13 protein-coding genes are annotated in these 15,427 nt (G+C 74.5%); 5 read left to right on the forward strand and 8 right to left on the reverse strand.

The window, feature by feature from the left end:
• Window positions 1-411: 411 nt before the first annotated feature.
• Window positions 412-2,004, forward strand: a complete 1,593-nt coding sequence (locus tag AB0O91_RS40205; protein ID WP_363444207.1) for a metallophosphoesterase family protein — start codon at window positions 412-414, stop codon at window positions 2,002-2,004.
• 102 nt (window positions 2,005-2,106) lie between these two features.
• Here the strand turns inward: AB0O91_RS40205 and AB0O91_RS40210 are convergent, their stop codons facing one another.
• The 3 genes from AB0O91_RS40210 to AB0O91_RS40220 form a co-directional block, all read right to left on the reverse strand.
• Window positions 2,107-3,417, reverse strand: coding sequence for a Tim44-like domain-containing protein (locus AB0O91_RS40210; protein ID WP_363444210.1), 1,311 nt, complete (start codon window positions 3,415-3,417; stop codon window positions 2,107-2,109).
• Window positions 3,418-3,645: 228 nt separating this feature from the next.
• Complete coding sequence (gene car / locus AB0O91_RS40215) at window positions 3,646-7,167, reverse strand: carboxylic acid reductase (protein WP_363444213.1); 3,522 nt, start codon at window positions 7,165-7,167, stop codon at window positions 3,646-3,648.
• A 107-nt stretch (window positions 7,168-7,274) separates the two neighbouring features.
• Window positions 7,275-7,994 (reverse strand): FCD domain-containing protein, encoded by a 720-nt coding sequence (locus AB0O91_RS40220; protein WP_363444215.1) that lies wholly within the window; start codon window positions 7,992-7,994, stop codon window positions 7,275-7,277.
• Window positions 7,995-8,265: 271 nt separating this feature from the next.
• Here AB0O91_RS40220 and AB0O91_RS40225 point away from each other — a divergent pair, with 271 nt between their 5' ends.
• Together AB0O91_RS40225 and AB0O91_RS40230 are read left to right on the forward strand one after the other, a co-directional pair.
• Complete coding sequence (locus tag AB0O91_RS40225; RefSeq protein ID WP_363444218.1) at window positions 8,266-10,077, forward strand: FAD-dependent oxidoreductase; 1,812 nt, start codon at window positions 8,266-8,268, stop codon at window positions 10,075-10,077.
• A 195-nt stretch (window positions 10,078-10,272) separates the two neighbouring features.
• Window positions 10,273-10,458, forward strand: a complete 186-nt coding sequence (locus tag AB0O91_RS40230) for a hypothetical protein (RefSeq protein ID WP_363444221.1) — start codon at window positions 10,273-10,275, stop codon at window positions 10,456-10,458.
• Between the two features lie 60 nt (window positions 10,459-10,518).
• On the opposite strand, the gene AB0O91_RS40235 is transcribed toward AB0O91_RS40230, so the two are convergent.
• Window positions 10,519-11,124, reverse strand: coding sequence for a YbaK/EbsC family protein (locus tag AB0O91_RS40235; RefSeq protein ID WP_363444224.1), 606 nt, complete (start codon window positions 11,122-11,124; stop codon window positions 10,519-10,521).
• 187 nt (window positions 11,125-11,311) lie between these two features.
• Between AB0O91_RS40235 and AB0O91_RS40240 the strand changes: the two genes are divergently transcribed.
• Window positions 11,312-11,515 carry a CsbD family protein gene (locus AB0O91_RS40240; protein ID WP_363444227.1) on the forward strand — a complete coding sequence of 68 codons (204 nt, stop codon included), beginning with the start codon at window positions 11,312-11,314 and terminating at the stop codon, window positions 11,513-11,515.
• Window positions 11,516-11,590: 75 nt separating this feature from the next.
• Here AB0O91_RS40240 and AB0O91_RS40245 read toward each other — a convergent pair whose 3' ends face one another.
• The 4 genes from AB0O91_RS40245 to AB0O91_RS40260 all read right to left on the reverse strand — a co-directional run bounded on the left by AB0O91_RS40245 (window position 11,591) and on the right by AB0O91_RS40260 (window position 14,889).
• Window positions 11,591-12,343: an MgtC/SapB family protein gene (locus AB0O91_RS40245; protein ID WP_363444230.1), complete on the reverse strand. Its 753-nt coding sequence runs from the start codon at window positions 12,341-12,343 to the stop codon at window positions 11,591-11,593.
• A gap of 289 nt (window positions 12,344-12,632) precedes the next feature.
• Window positions 12,633-12,788 (reverse strand): DUF6131 family protein, encoded by a 156-nt coding sequence (locus AB0O91_RS40250; RefSeq protein WP_363444233.1) that lies wholly within the window; start codon window positions 12,786-12,788, stop codon window positions 12,633-12,635.
• 144 nt (window positions 12,789-12,932) lie between these two features.
• Window positions 12,933-13,241, reverse strand: a complete 309-nt coding sequence (locus tag AB0O91_RS40255) for a WhiB family transcriptional regulator (RefSeq protein ID WP_363444235.1) — start codon at window positions 13,239-13,241, stop codon at window positions 12,933-12,935.
• A 97-nt stretch (window positions 13,242-13,338) separates the two neighbouring features.
• Window positions 13,339-14,889: a threonine/serine exporter family protein gene (locus tag AB0O91_RS40260; protein WP_363444238.1), complete on the reverse strand. Its 1,551-nt coding sequence runs from the start codon at window positions 14,887-14,889 to the stop codon at window positions 13,339-13,341.
• 428 nt (window positions 14,890-15,317) lie between these two features.
• Between AB0O91_RS40260 and AB0O91_RS40265 the strand changes: the two genes are divergently transcribed.
• On the forward strand, window positions 15,318-15,427 hold a 110-nt coding region (locus tag AB0O91_RS40265; protein ID WP_363444241.1), incomplete at its 3' end, for a cold shock domain-containing protein.

Raw genomic sequence — 15,427 nt, forward strand, 5'->3', positions numbered from 1 at the left:
GTGCAGTTGCTCTCTGGGTTTCATGATCCTCGGTTTGGAGTTCATCGTCGGGGGGAGCGTGTCCCCCCACCCGCCGCCCGCGCCCCTCGGGCGACTGTGTTCGCCAGTCAGTCCCGTCAGGGAGGTGCGGTTTTCGCCGTTTGGCGATTATGATCGTCACCGCGGCGGGGGAGCCCGCCGAGGCCGATCGGGGGGGGCCGGGGGATGCGCGGCACGGACGGCAGTCGGAGCGGACGCCGGCGCCACGGTGGTTCACCGGGCGGCAGCGGGGGGAGCGGCGGCCCGGGGCGTCGCGTTCCCGTCCCACGGGGGTGGGCGGGGGCGCGGCGCCCGGTGTCGTTCAGGGCGCCGAACACTTCGGTGGTGTCCGTCCTCTTGTCAAAGATTAGGGAACCTTCCTAACTTGATGGCATGTCCGAGACATCACGGCACTCCCGGCGTTCCCTCCTGCGCGTCGGTGCGGCGGGCGGAGCGGCCTTCGCCGGCGGCCTCCTGCTGCCCGGAGCCGCCCGGGCCACCGCCCCGCACCCCACCGCCCCCACCGCCCCCACCGTCCCGCCCACCACCGCCCCCGGCACCCCGACCCTCCCCGCGCCCCGGAGCGAACGGACCGCCGGGTCCGCGCTGCGGCCCTTCGGCCGGCACCTCGCCTACGGCGCGGACCCGTCCCGCCAGGTCGTCGTCTCCTGGCAGGTGCCGGCCGCGGTGACCGCCCCCTTCGTCCGGCTCGGCCTCCAGCCCGGCGACCTCGGCGCGCCGCTCCCCGCCGAGGTCCGCACCCTGGTCAGCCAACTCTCCTGGCAGCACCCGGTCGAGGACCAGCCCCTGATCAAGCCCACCACCGTCACCCAGTACTACCTGCACGCGCAGGTGGACCAGCTGATCCCGGACACCACCTACTACTACGCGGTCGGCCACCAGGGCCACGACCCGGCCGGCGCCGGCGGGCGGCCCGGCGACGTGGCGAGCTTCCGCACCGCACCCGCCCCGGGCCGCGGCGCCGCGTTCACCTTCACCGCCTTCGGCGACCAGGGCATCGGCTACAACGCGACCGCCACCGGCAACCTGATCGCCGGCCTCGACCCCGCCTTCCACCTCCACATGGGCGACCTGTCCTACGCCAACAGCGGCGGCAGCGGCAAGACCGACGACGCGTACGACGCCCGCCTGTGGGACTCCTTCTTCGTCCAGAACGACCACGTCGCGGCCCGGACCCCGTGGATGGTGGCGATCGGCAACCACGAGATGGAGCCGTGGTACGGGGGCGACGGCTACGGCGGCGTCCGCGCCCGGTTCACCATGCCCGACAACGCCTGGAGCCAGTCGACGGGCATCTACTCCTGGCGCTACCAGAACGTCGGCCTGATCAGCCTGGACGGCAACGACGTCTGCTTCAACACCCCGGCCAACCTCGACCACACCAAGGGCAAGCAGAAGAAGTGGCTGGACGCCCGGCTCGCCGCGCTGCGCGCCGACCCCGGCATCGACTTCATCGTCGTCTACCTGCACCAGTGCACCTACTCCACCTGCCACGACAACGGGGCCGAGCTCGGTGCGCAGCAGGACTGGGCCCCGCTGTTCGACAAGCACCAGGTGGACCTGGTGCTCAGCGGCCACAACCACGTCTACGAGCGGACCGACCCGATCCGGGCCGGCAAGGCCACCCGCAAGGTCGCCTCCGGCGACACCGTCAACCCGGTGAAGGACGGCACCACGTACGTGGTCGCGGGCGGTGGCGGCGGCGGGCTCTACAAGTTCCCGGCCTCCGACACCTACCTGGGGCACGAGACCAGGAACGACTCGCCGGTGCCGATGGTGGTCTCCGACCGGAGCGGCCACGAGCAGACCGTCAAGGTCGGCTGGTCCAGGGTCCGTTACACCGGCTACTGCCTGGTCGCGGTCGACGTGACCCCGGCCGCCGGCGGCGCCCCGGCCCGGATGGAGGTGCGGTCCGTCACCGAGGACGGCACGGCCGTGGACCGCGTCACCGTGCAACGCGGCTGACCGGCCCGGAGCCCGCTGTCGGTGCCGCGCAGGGGACGGCGTCACGCAGCGGGACGGGGGCGGGGGCGGGAGCCTCCCGTCCCCGCCCCCGTCGGGCTCCGGCTACGCCGCGGTGGCGGCGACCACGGTCCACGCCTTGGTCGAGGTGTCGTCCAGGCGCAGGTCGAACGCGAAGGCGATCGGCCGGCGCTTGTGGGCGTCGCCGCGGAGCACCTGCTCGGTGCGGCGGTCGACCTCGTAGTAGACGCCCTCCGCGTCGACCGCGACCCGGAAGACGATCGGGTCGCGCGAGACCAGCGACCGTACCGTGACGGACCTGACGACGGCGTCACGCATCACCGTCCGGTCGACCGTGCGCACGGACGTGAAGTCCAGGCTGCCGTCGTTCATGACCCACTCCTCGAGGAACCGCTCGACGGCGACCTCGAGCACCGCCCTGTCGAACCGGCCGTCGAGCACGCTCAGATCGCCCACGGCGGCGTCCGCGTCCGTGCTCCACGAGATGTTGGTGAGCGACAGGATGTCGGTCGCCCCCTTGACCGCGGTCCGCCCGGCGACCTCGACGACCGCCTCGCGGGCGACCTCCTTCTGGTCCCAGCCGTCCGTCTCGACGGCGCTGGTCAGGTGGTGCGCACCCTCGGCCGCCTGCTCCACCGACGACACGATCCACTCGCCGTCCGGGCTCTTGCGCAGCGTCCAGTACTCGACCGGGCGGGTGGAGCCGTCCTTGCGCACGGCGTCCGGGCCGTTGGCGCGGCGCACGTAGTCCCTGAGCGTCGCGGTGACCCGGAAGGTGACGGTGTCGTTCTCCTCGCCCGCGCGGTTCGCCACGGCGACCAGCTCGACCTCCGGGCCGGAGACGATCTCCACGACGTTGACCTCGCCGCGGGACTCGTAGTCGTTCAGCTGCTCGGACCACTTGCCGTACAGCACCGGCGAGAGGATCTGCCGCAGGGTGGCGTGATCGCGTTGGGTCCAGGCGCGCTGGGCGGTCTCGTACAGCCAGACGATCCGGCGTTCCAGCGCGGCGCGCTCGAAGGTCGCGTCCGTGTCGGCGATGGCGTCGACCTGGGCGCTCACCCGGGCGGCGCGCTCGCGCGCCTGGGCGTCCGAGCGGTGCGCCGTACGGTCCGACACCGTGTTCAGGCCGGCCGTCCGGGCCGCCTTCCGGCGCCGGTTCCTGAGCCACAGGACCAGCAGCACGACGGCCACGATGATCAGCAGGGGGAGGATCCCACCGCCCCCGCCACCGGCGACGAAACCGTAGCCGAAGCCGCCGGTCGACCCGTGGAAACCGCCGCCGCCACCACCGTGGCTGCCTCCGCCGCCCCCACCGCCGAATCCGTGGCCGCCGCCCCCGCCGCGGGCGTACGCGACCGCCGGGCTGCTCAGCGCGACGACTCCAGCGACCACAGTTATCCAGCGACGGGCGCTCACCGGGCTCCCCCTTCGAAAACAGAGCTGTTCCCTACGAGCGTACAAGCCGGGTCGGCGGGCGGACCCCGGGGTCGGCCGATCCCCTGACCAGGTGCGCGACGTGGTCGGCGGAGCGCTCCGGGGCGTCGACGCAGGGTGAGCGCCGGGCGGCCGCGCGGCCCCGGTCGGCCCCCGGCCGGCGCCGGCCGGGGGCCACGGGAGGGGTCAGAGCAGGCGGTGCTCCCGGAGGTCGGCCACGTACTTGGCGATCAGCTCCGGTGACAGCCGGGGGATGTCGTTCCCGTCGTCGAGGGCCGCGGCCCGGACCGCCGCACGGAACCGGTCCGCCGGCAGGGCGGAACCGGCGAGGCGCTCCACCGGCTCGGCGAAGGCGTGCAGCAGCGGGAGCAGCGAGTGCTGCCGCCGGCGGTCGGGCAGGGCGCGCAGGGCGGTCTCGAAGCGGCCGATCCACTCGGCGTGGTCCGGGATGCGGGCCAGCGGGTGCCCGGCCGCCGCCAACCAGTCGGCGACGGTGTCGAGGGAGATGCCGTCCTCGTGCGGGTTGACCACGTTGTAGGTCCGGAAGCCCTCGCGTGCGTCGTCGCCGAGCGCGGTGACGGCCCGCGCCGTGAAGTCCACCGGGAGCCCGTCGAAGTGCGCGCGGTCGTCGCCGGTGCCCGGCGCGTAGAAGCTGCCGGGGGCGATGCCGGTGGCCAGCAGGCTCAGCACGAGGCGGGTGAAGAGGTCCGGGACGTTGAGCTGACCGCGGTAGCGCGGGTGCGCGAGGATCATGTTCGAGCGGAAGACGGCGACCGGCAGGCCGAAGGCGTCGTGCGCCTCGCGCAGCAGCACCTCGCCGGCCCACTTGCTGGCCGCGTAACCGTCGGCGTAGTCACCGTCGAGGTCGCGCGCCCCGCAGGTGGTGCGGATGTCCGCCGACTCGTCGGCGGCCGCCGCGTTCCCGAAGACGACCGCGACCGTCGACAGGTAGCTGAACTGCTTGGTCCGGGAGGTGACCGCGAGCCTGATCAGCTCGGCCGTGCCCAGGACGTTGGGGCCGAACAACTGGCCGTAGGGCAGGACGTGGTTGACCAGGGCCGCCGGGTGGACGATCAGGTCCACGGTGTCGGCCAGCCGCTGCCAGGTCTCCGGGTCGAGTCCGAGCCGCGGTTCCCCGATGTCCCCGGCGACCACCTGGAGGTGCCGGGCGGCGGACTTGCGGTAGCGCTCCACGAGTTCCGGGTCGCCGCTGTCGAAGGCCGCGTCGAGCCGCGCCCGGGCTTCCCCCGCCGAGGAACCGCGGACGACGCAGATCAGCGTGCCGTCGCGCTCCGCCGCGCGCTCCAGCCACTCGAGGCAGAGGAAGCGGCCCAGATAGCCGTTGGCGCCGGTCAGCAGGACGGTCCGGGCCTCGGGCAGCGGGCCGGTCGGCCGCCGCCGTTCGGCCTGCTCGACGGTGCCCGCGTCGAGGAACGCGTCCAGCCGCAGCTGGGCCGCGTCGATCCGGGTCGCGTCCGGGCCGTGCACGCTGTCGGCGGTGGGCCGGCGGTGTCCCGCCGAGAGCGACCGCTCGATGTGGTCGGCCACCCGCTGCAACGAGTTGACCGGGTTGATGATCACGTCGACCGGGACGTCGACCTGGAAGACCTCGTTCAGCAACTGGGCGAACGACAGCGCCGCGAGGCTGTCACCGCCGAGTTCGAGGAAGCGGGTGCCGGGGTCCACGGCGCCCTCCTCCAGCCCCAGGAGCGCCTGCGCGGCCCGGAGCACCGTCACCGGGACCGGCCGGCCGTCGCGCAGCGCGCGCAGCGTCCGGACGTCCTCGGCCGCGCGGTCGGACAACTCGGTGTAGAGCGCCTCCAGACGCTCGCCGTACCGCTTCGTCAGGGCCGGTCGCAGCGGCTTGCGCACCCCGGAGAGCAGCCCGTTCGCCAGGGTGAACGGCTCGGTCTCGACGAGGAGGTCCCGGGGTATCTCGTAGGCGTTCAGCCCGGCCTCGGCGGCGAGCCGCCGCAGGTCCTCCCGCAGGAGCGTCCGGAGGCGCCGGGGGTCCCCGTCGACGCGGTCGAGGGCCTGCTGCGTCGGCACGACGACCGCGAGCAGGTAGGCGCGGGTGCCGCTGCCGTACAGGAAGATCTGCCGGACGAGCGGGCTGCCGTCGAAGAGCGCCTCCAGGCGGGAGACGGCGACGAACTCGCCCTGGGACAGCTTGAGGACGTTGGAGCGGCGCTCGACGTACCGCAGTTCGTCGGGGCCGACCAGGGCCATGATGTCGCCCGTGCGGTAGAAGCCGTCCTCGTCGAAGACCTCGGCGGTGGCGTCCGGGCGCCGGAAGTACCCGGGGACGAGCAGGTCGGACCGGACCAGCAGTTCGCCCCGGGGGTAGGGCGAGTCGGTGCCGAAGTACCCCAGCTCGGGAACGTCGACCAGCCGGTAGTCGGTCACCGGCGGGCGCTGCACCCGGCCGTCGAAGGCGACGGCCCCGGTCTCCGTCGACCCGTAGCCGTCGACCAGCCTGACCTGGAGGCACTCCTCCAGGAACGCCGTCGTCCCGGCGCTCGGCGGCGCCGAGCCGCTGACGACCCAGAGGAGGCGGCCGCCCATGACCTCCTCCCGCAGCTCCGCCATGACCTGCTCGGCCGCGTCGCCGTCCGCCCCGGTCCGGCGGGACAGCGTCGCCCGGTACTGCTGGAAGAGCAACTCGGAGATGCGGGGGACCATCACCATCTCGGTGGGACGGACCAGGGAGAGGTCCTCGAGGAACGTCGACAGGTCGCCGGACGCCGGGAAGCAGGCGAGGCCGCCCCTGGCGAGCGTCCCGAACAGCACGACCCGCCCCATCACGTGGCTCAACGGCAGGACGTCGAGCACGATGGCGGGCCGGCGGCCGGGCTCGGAGCCGACCCAGAACTGCCGGGCCAGGCGCTCGGGGTACATGGCCCCCTTGGGGGTGCCGGTACTGCCCGAGGTGTAGATGAGCGCGCTCAGCGTGTCGGCTCCCGACCCGGCGGGCACCCGGGGGAGCGGCGGCAGCGCCGTTCCCCGCGCGACGACCGAGGCCAGGGTGTCCAGGGCCGCTCCCCGGCCCAGCGCCGTGAGCCGGGCGCGCGCGGACTCCAGCGCCTCCCGGTGGGCGGTGACCTCGGCCCGGTGGCCGAGGACGACGACCCGGCCCAGCGAGGGGGCGAGCGCGGCGAGGTCGAGCGCGACGTCCACCTGGTCGACGTCCACCACGAGCAGGCGTGGTCCGACCTGCTCGACGACGGGGGCCAACTGGGCCGCCGGAGCCCCCGACTGGAGCGGGACGGACACCGCGCCGGAGCGGAGGCAGGCCAGCTCCGCCACGGCGTACTCGGCACTCGTGGGCCCGAGGAGGACGACGAAGTCCCCTGGGGCCAGCGGCTGTTCGGGGTCGTGGCACCACTCGGAGGCCACTGCTCCCACCCGTGCCCAGAGTTCGCCGTAGCTGAGGGTGTCCAGCCGCGGCAGGAGGCGCAGCGTGGTGCGGCCCGTCGCCGGGTCCGTCACCGGCTCGGTGGCGCGTTCGCCCAGGGCGGGACGGTCGGCGTACGCCTCCATCACGGTGGCCACCAGGTCGGCGAGCGGCAGGCCGGGGCGCCGGATCGCCTCGGTGACGGCCTCCAGGGGAGCGGCGGCCCGGAACTGGGCGTCGGTCGCGGCCAGACGGGTGCTGCGTCGTTCGGTACGTGCGTCGAGTTCGTCGGCGGGGAGACGGGAGCGGGACATGACTGATCTCCTTGCGTGGGCGACCGGGAAAACCTGGACGGACGGGCGGACGGGTGGTGCTGCCGTGCGGGCGGGGCGGGCGGATCAGTGGGAGGGCTGTCGCGGGCTCACCGCTCCCCGGGGGCGGGTGCCTCGGCGGGGTCGGCGGGCGGGTGGCCGTCGGAGAGCCGGACGATCGCGGCCGCGGCCTCGCGGGCGCCGCCCGCGTCCCGGGCCTCGATCGCGTCGACGAGCCGCCGGTGCAGCTCGCCGTGCTCCTCGGCGTGGGCGGTGTCCCAGGTCAGGCCCCCGAGGTGGGAGGAGAGCGCCGTGCCGAGGTAGTCGTACACCTCGATCAGCAGGTCGTTCCCGCTCGCCCGGACGACGGACCGGTGGAAGAGCGCGTCGACGGCCGTGGCCCCGGCCCCGTCCCGGCCGAGGACGGCCGCTTCGGCGTCGGCCAGCAGGGCGCGCAGCTCCCGCACCTGCTCCTCGCTGCGGCGCAGGGCCGCGGCGCCGGAGGCGTACTCCTCCAGGACGGTGCGCAGCTCCAGGACGTCGTTCCGCCTCGCCGCGCCCGCCCGTCGCACCAGTACGGACTGGAGCTCGCTGGCGGAGCGGACGTAGGTGCCGTCGCCGGCCCGGGGCTCCAGCAGACCGAGGTGCACCAGCGCGCCGATCGCCTCCCGCAGGGTGCTGCGCCCGACCCCGAGCTCCTCCATGAGGGCCTGCTCCGGCGGGATCCGCGTTCCGACCGGCCAGCCCCCCGTCTCGATGTGCGAGCGGAGGCTCTCCACGAGCTGCGCGGACAGGCTGGCCGTCCGCCGGGGTGCGCTGATGCGTTTCATGGGAGCAGCCTATACAAACATCAGACGTTTGAACATCGTCTCTTTCCATGGACCGGCGACCCGGGTGCGGGCGTCAATCCGGCGGGCGGGACGGCCGTCGCCCGATGGGGTGAGCGGGGCCGCCGGATGGCCGTGGCAGGGCTGGTTCCGGCCCCCTCCCGCCGCGTTCCGCCGCTTCGGTCGCGCCGCAGAATGACCGACGTCGATCACGAACAGTGATCGGACGGAAACGGACAGGACCGGGCAGCAATCGATGGGGGTGGGCCGCACCATGGCCGAAACCGGTACGAACGGCCGCACGCGCCGTCAGTTCCTCTCCGGAGCGGCGGCCGCGGGCGGGGCCCTCGCGCTCAGCGCGCCCGCGCGGCGCGTGGCGGCGGCCGGAGCGCCCGGCCGGAGCGCCGGGGGGAAGCGGGTCGCCGTGCTCGGCGGCGGGGTGGCCGGGCTGAGCGCCGCCCAGGAACTGGCCGAGCGCGGCTACCGGGTGACCGTCTACGAGTACTACCGGCAGCTCGGCGGCAAGGCGCGCAGCATGGCCGTCCCCGGTACCGCCGCCGGCGGCCGCCGGCCGCTCCCCGGGGAGCACGGCTTCCGCTTCTTCCCGGGCTTCTACCGGAACCTGCCCGACACCATGCGCCGCATCCCGCTCCCCGGCCGGACCGGCAGCGTGCACGACAACCTGCGGGACGGCGCCGAGGCGCTGCTGGCGTTCGACGCGCCCCGGCAGGCGCTGCTGCTGCCGTTCCGGACCCTCACCACGCCGCCGGCCCTGGAGGACCTGGCGCCCGACAACCTGCGCCGCACCCTCACCGGGGTGCTGGACACCGCCCTGCACCTGCCGGCCACCGAGGTGACCTACTTCGCCGACCGGGTCCTGGTCCACCTCACCAGCTGCGACCGCCGCCGGGACGAGCAGTGGGAGCGGGTGCCCTGGTGGCGGTTCATCCGCGCCGACCGGATGTCGCACGACTACCAGCGGCTGCTGGGGGTCGGGCTCACCCGCGACCTGGTGGCCACCAAGGCGGAGGAGGCCAGCACCCGTACGGTGGCCCGCACCATCGTCGAGGCGTTCCTGCTCAACGGCCTGCTCGGGCGCGGGGTCGACGGGCAGCCCGACCGGGTGCTCAACGCGCCCACCAGCGAGGCCTGGATCGACCCCTGGGCGGCCCACCTGGCCTCGCTGGGGGTGAGCGTCCGGTTCGGCACCGAGGTGCGCGAACTGCACTACGCCGACGGGCGGATCACCGGCGCGCGGATCGTCCCCAGCGAGGGCGGAGCGGCGGAGACGATCACCGCGGACCACTACCTCCAGGCCATGCCGGTGGAGCACGCCCGGGCCACCTGGGGCCCGGAACTGCGCGCCGCCGACCCCCAGTTGGCGCGCTGCGACCTGATCAGGACGGACTGGATGACCGGGGTGCAGTTCTACCTGCGCCGCTCGCCCCGCCTGGTGCACGGCCACGCCGCGGCGCTGGACTCGCCCTGGTCGGTGACGGCCCTGCACCAGGCGCAGTTCTGGGACCGGGACTTCGCCGCCGACTACGGGGACGGGACGGCGGTGGACTGCCTGTCGGTCTGCGTCTCGGAGTGGGACCGGCCCGGGGTGCTGTTCGGGCGGACGGCCAAGGAGTGCACCCGGGAGCAGGTGGCCGAGGAGGTGTGGGCGCAGTGCAAGCGGGCGTTCAACGGCACCGGCGGCGGCGAACCGCTGCGCGACGAGGACCGGCTCGGCTGGTTCATCGACCCGGCCGTGACCGGTCTCGGCGGCCCGTCCCCGGCCAATCGCGAGCAGCTGCTGATCCACCCGGCGGGCACCCTCCACCACCGCCCGACGGCGGCCACCCGGGTGCCGAACCTGTTCCTGGCGGGCGACTACGTGCGCACCGACGTCGACCTGGCCACCATGGAGGGGGCGAACGAGTCGGCCCGCCGCGCCGTCAACGCCCTGTTGGACGCCGACGGCTCCGCCGCCCCGCGCTGCGAGGTCCACCTGCTCTACCGGGCACCCGAGTTGGCGGCGCTCCAGCTGGTCGACGAAGGCCGCTACGCGCTGGGCCTGCCGAACACCTTCGACCTCGGCTGACGCCCGGCCGGGCCGCCCCGCCCCCACCGGCCCGCCACCGGGACCCGCCCGGGCGCGGGCTCCGCCCGAGCGCCCGGGCGGCGCCTCCGGCCCGGCCGCGCACCGGCCCGGTCGTCGCCCGGGGTTGCGGGCCGCCCGGCCCGGGGCGGTGATGGAGGGGAAGGAATCGTCCGGCGACGGGTCGAGGAGGAACCGATGGCGCACCACAAGTCGAACAGGGCGGTCGAGGGGGATCCGGACACCGGCCACGGCCGGGGGCTGCCACGGCGGCCCGACGAGGAGGAGCTGGAGGAGCGCACCGAGGAGGACCGTGAGGAGGTCGGCCTGCCGGCCGAGGGCGAGCGCGGCACCGGCCCGGACGGCGCCGGCGAGGGCGGATAGCCCGGCACCGGAGGCCCGGGGGCGGTGCCGTCCCGGCCGGTCGCCCGAGCCCGCGGCGGTTCAGGCGTCCGCAGTGGTGGCTTCCGCCGCGGCGGAAGCCACCGCGACGGCCAGTCCCGGCACCACCTCGGCGCCCGGCAGGGCGGCCAACGCCCGGCCCGGAAGGATCAGCTTCCCCCGGCGCCGCCCGCTGCCGACCAGGACGTGCGGCGCGGCGGCGACCCTCTCGTCGATCAGCAGGGGCCAGTCGGCCGGGAGCCCGACCGGCGTGATGCCCCCGTACTCCATGCCCGTCCCCTCGACCGCGGCGTCCATCGGCGCGAACGACGCCTTGCGCGCCCCGAGGTGCTTGCGGACGGCTTGGTTCACGTCCAGACGGGTCGTGGCCAGCACTACGCAGGCCGCCGTGGTGACCGTCCCGCCGCGCTTGGCGGCGACCACGACGCAGTTCGCCGAGTACTCCGGCGGGGTGTCGTACGTCTCGCAGAACACGGCGGTGTCCGCCTTCGCCGGATCCGTCTCCACGTACAGCACCGACCGGGCCGCCTCCGGCGCGTCCCAGCTCGCCAGCGCCGCGGCGACCGGCGCGATCAGTTCGTCCTGGAGGTCCAGGGCCCGGTGGACGGTCGGAAAGGTCCCGAAGGGAGACGTGACACGGTCGCTCATGCGGTCACCCTAGCGAAGCCGTGCGGCCCGAATCCGCCGAACCGGTCCACCGGCCCGCCGGTCCGCGGCGACCGCCGGGGACGGCCCGGCGAGTGATCCGGATCGCACGCATGGAACGCCCAGGGCGGGGCAAACGGTGACGAACGGGCGATCGCACCGGATCGCCGCCGACGACCGGAGGAAGACCATGGGAGACCTGTCGAACAAGGCCCAGGAGCTGGCGGGCAAGGCGAAGGAGAAGGCCGGCGACCTGACCGGGAACCAGCAGCTCAAGGGTGAGGGCCAGGCCGACCAGGTGGAGTCGAAGGCCAAGCAGGCCGCGGAGGACGTCAAGGACGCGGTGCAGGGCGCGGCGGACCGGGTGAAGGGCGCCCTCAAGCGGGACGAGTGACCCAGGGTGCCGGGGTGGCAGCGGGTCGTCCGCCGGGCGGCCCGCTGCGCCGGCTCCCGGCGGCCCCGCCCGCGGTCACTCGTCCGGCCGGCTGACCGAGCAGGCCAGCACCCCGGGCACCCGGGAGAGCCGTTCCGCGAGGACCGCGGGATCGTTGCGGCCCTGGACCGTGACGGACACCGCGGTGATCCGTCCGGCGTCGTCCGGCGCGGCGGCGGGTGGCGCCGCTGACGGCGGTCCCGGGACGTCCGGGCCGCCGACCGGGACGGTGCTCAACTCGATGATCGAGAAGCCCTGCTCGGTGATCCGGGCGATCAGCTCGCGCAGCAGGCCGCTGCCCTGGAGGTAGGTGATGCGGCAGGTGGCCGGGCGGGCGCGCAGCTGCGGCAGCCGGTGGGTCAGCGGGCGCAGCACGGAGCCGACGAAGAAGTAGGCGCCGGTCGCGGCGGTGGCCAGGAGCGGCAGGCCGGCCGCGGCCGCCGAGCCGATGGCGGCGGTGAGCCAGATGGTGGCCGCGGTGGTGAGGCCGCGGATCGAACCGCGCTGGACGAAGATCACCCCGGCGCCGATGAAGCCCAGGCCGGAGACGATCTGGGCCGCCATCCGGGACGGGTCGAGCTCGACCTGTCCGGTGCGCAGGACGTCGCCGAACCCGTACTTGCTGACCAGGGTGAACAGTGCGGCCCCGAGGCCGACCACGGTGTAGGTGCGCAGGCCGGCGGCCTTCTGCCGGATCTCCCGCTCCAGCCCGATCGCGCTCGACAGCACCAGCGCGATCACGAACTCGGCGAACTGGGGCCAGCCCTGGCCCGAGGGTTCGCTGATCATGCTCAGCACGTTGTGGCCCCCTCCCTCCGGTGGCGCGACCGCACGGGCGGCCCTGCGGCCCGTGCGTGGGCCCCCGTGGGCGGACGCCTGCGGTCGGGCGGAGCACCGGTGCGGCGATGCCTACCCGCCGGCCCCGGGACGCACACGGACGGCGTACCCCGCACCGGCGCCGGACCGGCCCCATCCGGCCATCGCACGGCCCGGGGGCCGCACGCCCCGGCCGGTGCACGTGCGACCGTCCGCGCCGACACCTCGGGGGCGTGGGCGCGGACGGTGGTGGCGACCCGGGTCAGAAGTAGTGACGACGCCCGCCGACGGAGTGTCCGAGGGCTCCGGCGAGCCACAGCACGAGGCCGATGACGACCAGGACCACACCGATGGTCCACAGGAACGGAATCCCGATGAGGAAGCCGATGAGGAGCAGGATGACGCCGAGGACGATCACGATGTCCTCCTTGGTGGTGACGGGACGGTGGTCGGGATGAGGGGGCCGCTCCGCGCTCCGGAGCGCGGGCCACTCTGCGGGCGGAGCCGTCCGTTCACCTGCCCACGGGTCGCGCCTACCGCGCTGCGCGCTCCCCAAACCCCCTCACGCGCCCCAGGGGTCACCCGCGTGCGGGGACGGGTCGGTGGTGAACAGGGCCCGGCGCTCCTCCTCGGCCAGTCCGCCCCAGACGCCGTGCGGTTCCCGGGCCGCGAGCGCGTGCCGGCGGCACTCCACCCGGACCCGGCAGCCCGCGCAGACCGCCTTCGCGGCCTCCACCCGCTCCTTCGCGGCGGCACCGGGCTCGCGGGAGGGGCGGAAGAGGGCGGTGCACTCGGTGGCCCGGCACGCTCCTTCCGGCTTCCGGTGCCAGGGGCGCTCGGGGGCTTGGGACAGGCGGGACTCGGCGGGCACGGGGACTCCGTTCGGTCGGGGGTCTGCTCCGGTGCGTGTAACCCCGTCCGTCGCGTTCATGCCTGCCACTGTGTGCTCAGTGGCGGTGGCGACGTTCTCAGCGGCGGTGGCGACCGCCGTGCCGGCGGGTCGCCGGGCCGACCCCGGGTGCCGGGAGGAACAGCCTGGCCACCTCGTGGCCCAGGTTGACGCCGATCGCGAGGGCCATCGCGGTGGCCGTGGCGCGCCCGACGCCGCTGAGCCCGGCCTCGGGTTCGCCCCGGACGAAGGCGATCAGTCCGAAGTACAGCTCCGACCCCGGCAGCAGCGGCCCGAGGGCCGCGGTCACGAACGGCAGGGCGGGGCTGCCGCCGAACCGGGCCATGAGCTGTCCGGACAGGCCCACCAGCATCGCGGCGAAGCCGGTGGCCATGATGGGTTCGGTGCCCGCGTGCACCAGCACGCCGTAGGCCGACCAGCCCGCCGCGCTGTTGACGAGGACGGCGGGCAGCATGGCGGGCTCGGTGTTGAGCAGGACGGCGAAGAACAGCGTGAGCAGCACGGCCGCCGTCAGCTGGAGCCCGGGGTTCCAGGCGGAGGGGACGTCCTGGGCCATCAGGTCCGCGCCGTTGTTGACCCCGACGTAGAGGACGGTCATGACCCCGACGACGACGCCGGCCATCAGGTACAGCGCCTCCAGCAGCCGGGCGGCGGCGGTCAGGTAGAAGCCCGCGAGGCCGTCCTGCACGGCGGCCACCATGGGCCAGCCGGGCAGCAGGGCGTAGAGCCCGCCGGCGATCACCACGGATCCGCGCAGGTGCAGCTGGTTGAAGGACATCAGGATGCCGACGACGGCGGCCGGCGTCGCGGCCGTGGAGATCCGGTAGAAGTCGGGCAGGTCGTGCCGCCGGACCAGGGCCGACAGCCGGTCGCCCGCGACGGCCGCGACGACGGCGCACGCGAACACCAGCCAGGCGCGGGCGTCGGCCCGTCCGCTCACCAGCAGGGTCGCGGAGCCCGCCAGCAGGCCGGCGGTCGGTGCGGTGAGCCAGCAGGGGTAGCGGGGGCAGTCCCGGTACACGGCGGTGAGCCGCTGGTGGGCGTCCTCGACCCGCAGCCCGCCGAGGGTGATCTCGGTGACGAGCCGGAACACCGCCACCAGCCGGGCGCAGTCCCCGGCGGGCCGGCGCACGGAGCGCTCGGCCGTCACCGGCGGCTCGCCGGGGCCGGGCTGGTAGGAGATGGCGACCCGGGTGAAGGTGACCTGCGGGTCGCAGGCCCTGGCCCGGTACGTCCGGGCGACGGCGAACATGGCCGCCTCGACGTCCTCGGCGGCCTCGCCGCAGGCCAGCATCAGCTCGCCGACCCGCAGGGCCAGGCCGACGGCGGAGGCGGTCTCCCCGGGCCCCGGCTCGGCCTCGCCGTCGTCGTCGTCGACCGGCCGGGCGGTGGTCGGGATCCGCAGCAGCGGCAGCACCCGGTCCGGCCACGGGACCGTGCCGTCGAACGCGGAGCCCTCGTCCTCCGCCCCGGAGGGGCCCTGGACGGCCTCCCGGGCCCCGCCGGGGCGCCCCTGCGGGGGGACGTACGCCGGAGCCTGCGGCGGTACCCGCGGGCCGGTCGGGCCCTCGGGCTCGGCGCCCCCGCCGACCTGCTCGTGTTCCGGCATCGTCGCTCCTCGCACCACCCCCACGGGACGCTCTGGGTACTCATCTGACTACCCTGGGTGTCGGCGCGTGAACGTGCCGCCGGAAGCGCGCGAGAGCCGTTCGCGCCCGGCATTCGGGTGATGTGCGGGGGTCCCGTCGGCCGGTAGGCCGCCGTCGTGCCCGGGTGCGAGGGGCGACACCGGGGCCCGACCGGTGCTCCGACGGGACGACATCGGCGGGACCGGTGGTGGCGGTCCCGCACCGGTGGGCGGCGGCCTGCTAAAGTCGGTCCGGTTGCAGTAGTGGTTCCCATGAACTTTGTGTGCGCCTGCTGATCTACGGCAGGCGCATTTTTCTGTTCCCCGGCATTTCCCGGTGGGCGCTCCATGCGGTGACTCGGGGCTCGCGCTGTGCGGGTCCCGGACAATCCTCTGAAGGAGAATCTTCTATGGCTAATGGCACTGTGAAGTGGTTCAACTCGGAAAAGGGCTTCGGCTTCATCGAGCAGGAGGGTGGCGGCCCGGACGTCTTCGCCCACTACTCGAACATCAACGCCAA

This window comes from Kitasatospora sp. NPDC089797, assembly GCF_040684795.1.
GTDB lineage: Bacteria > Actinomycetota > Actinomycetes > Streptomycetales > Streptomycetaceae > Kitasatospora.

What these genes read in the sequence shown, in the direction of transcription:
- AB0O91_RS40205 (WP_363444207.1), top strand. Translation starts at nt 412, where the DNA reads ATGTCCGAGACATCACGGCACTCCCGGCGTTCCCTCCTGCGCGTCGGT.
- car (WP_363444213.1), bottom strand. Translation starts at nt 7,167, where the DNA reads ATGTCCCGCTCCCGTCTCCCCGCCGACGAACTCGACGCACGTACCGAA.
- AB0O91_RS40220 (WP_363444215.1), bottom strand. Translation starts at nt 7,994, where the DNA reads ATGAAACGCATCAGCGCACCCCGGCGGACGGCCAGCCTGTCCGCGCAG.
- AB0O91_RS40225 (WP_363444218.1), top strand. Translation starts at nt 8,266, where the DNA reads ATGGCCGAAACCGGTACGAACGGCCGCACGCGCCGTCAGTTCCTCTCC.
- AB0O91_RS40230 (WP_363444221.1), top strand. Translation starts at nt 10,273, where the DNA reads ATGGCGCACCACAAGTCGAACAGGGCGGTCGAGGGGGATCCGGACACC.
- AB0O91_RS40235 (WP_363444224.1), bottom strand. Translation starts at nt 11,124, where the DNA reads ATGAGCGACCGTGTCACGTCTCCCTTCGGGACCTTTCCGACCGTCCAC.
- AB0O91_RS40240 (WP_363444227.1), top strand. Translation starts at nt 11,312, where the DNA reads ATGGGAGACCTGTCGAACAAGGCCCAGGAGCTGGCGGGCAAGGCGAAG.
- AB0O91_RS40245 (WP_363444230.1), bottom strand. Translation starts at nt 12,343, where the DNA reads ATGATCAGCGAACCCTCGGGCCAGGGCTGGCCCCAGTTCGCCGAGTTC.
- AB0O91_RS40260 (WP_363444238.1), bottom strand. Translation starts at nt 14,889, where the DNA reads ATGCCGGAACACGAGCAGGTCGGCGGGGGCGCCGAGCCCGAGGGCCCG.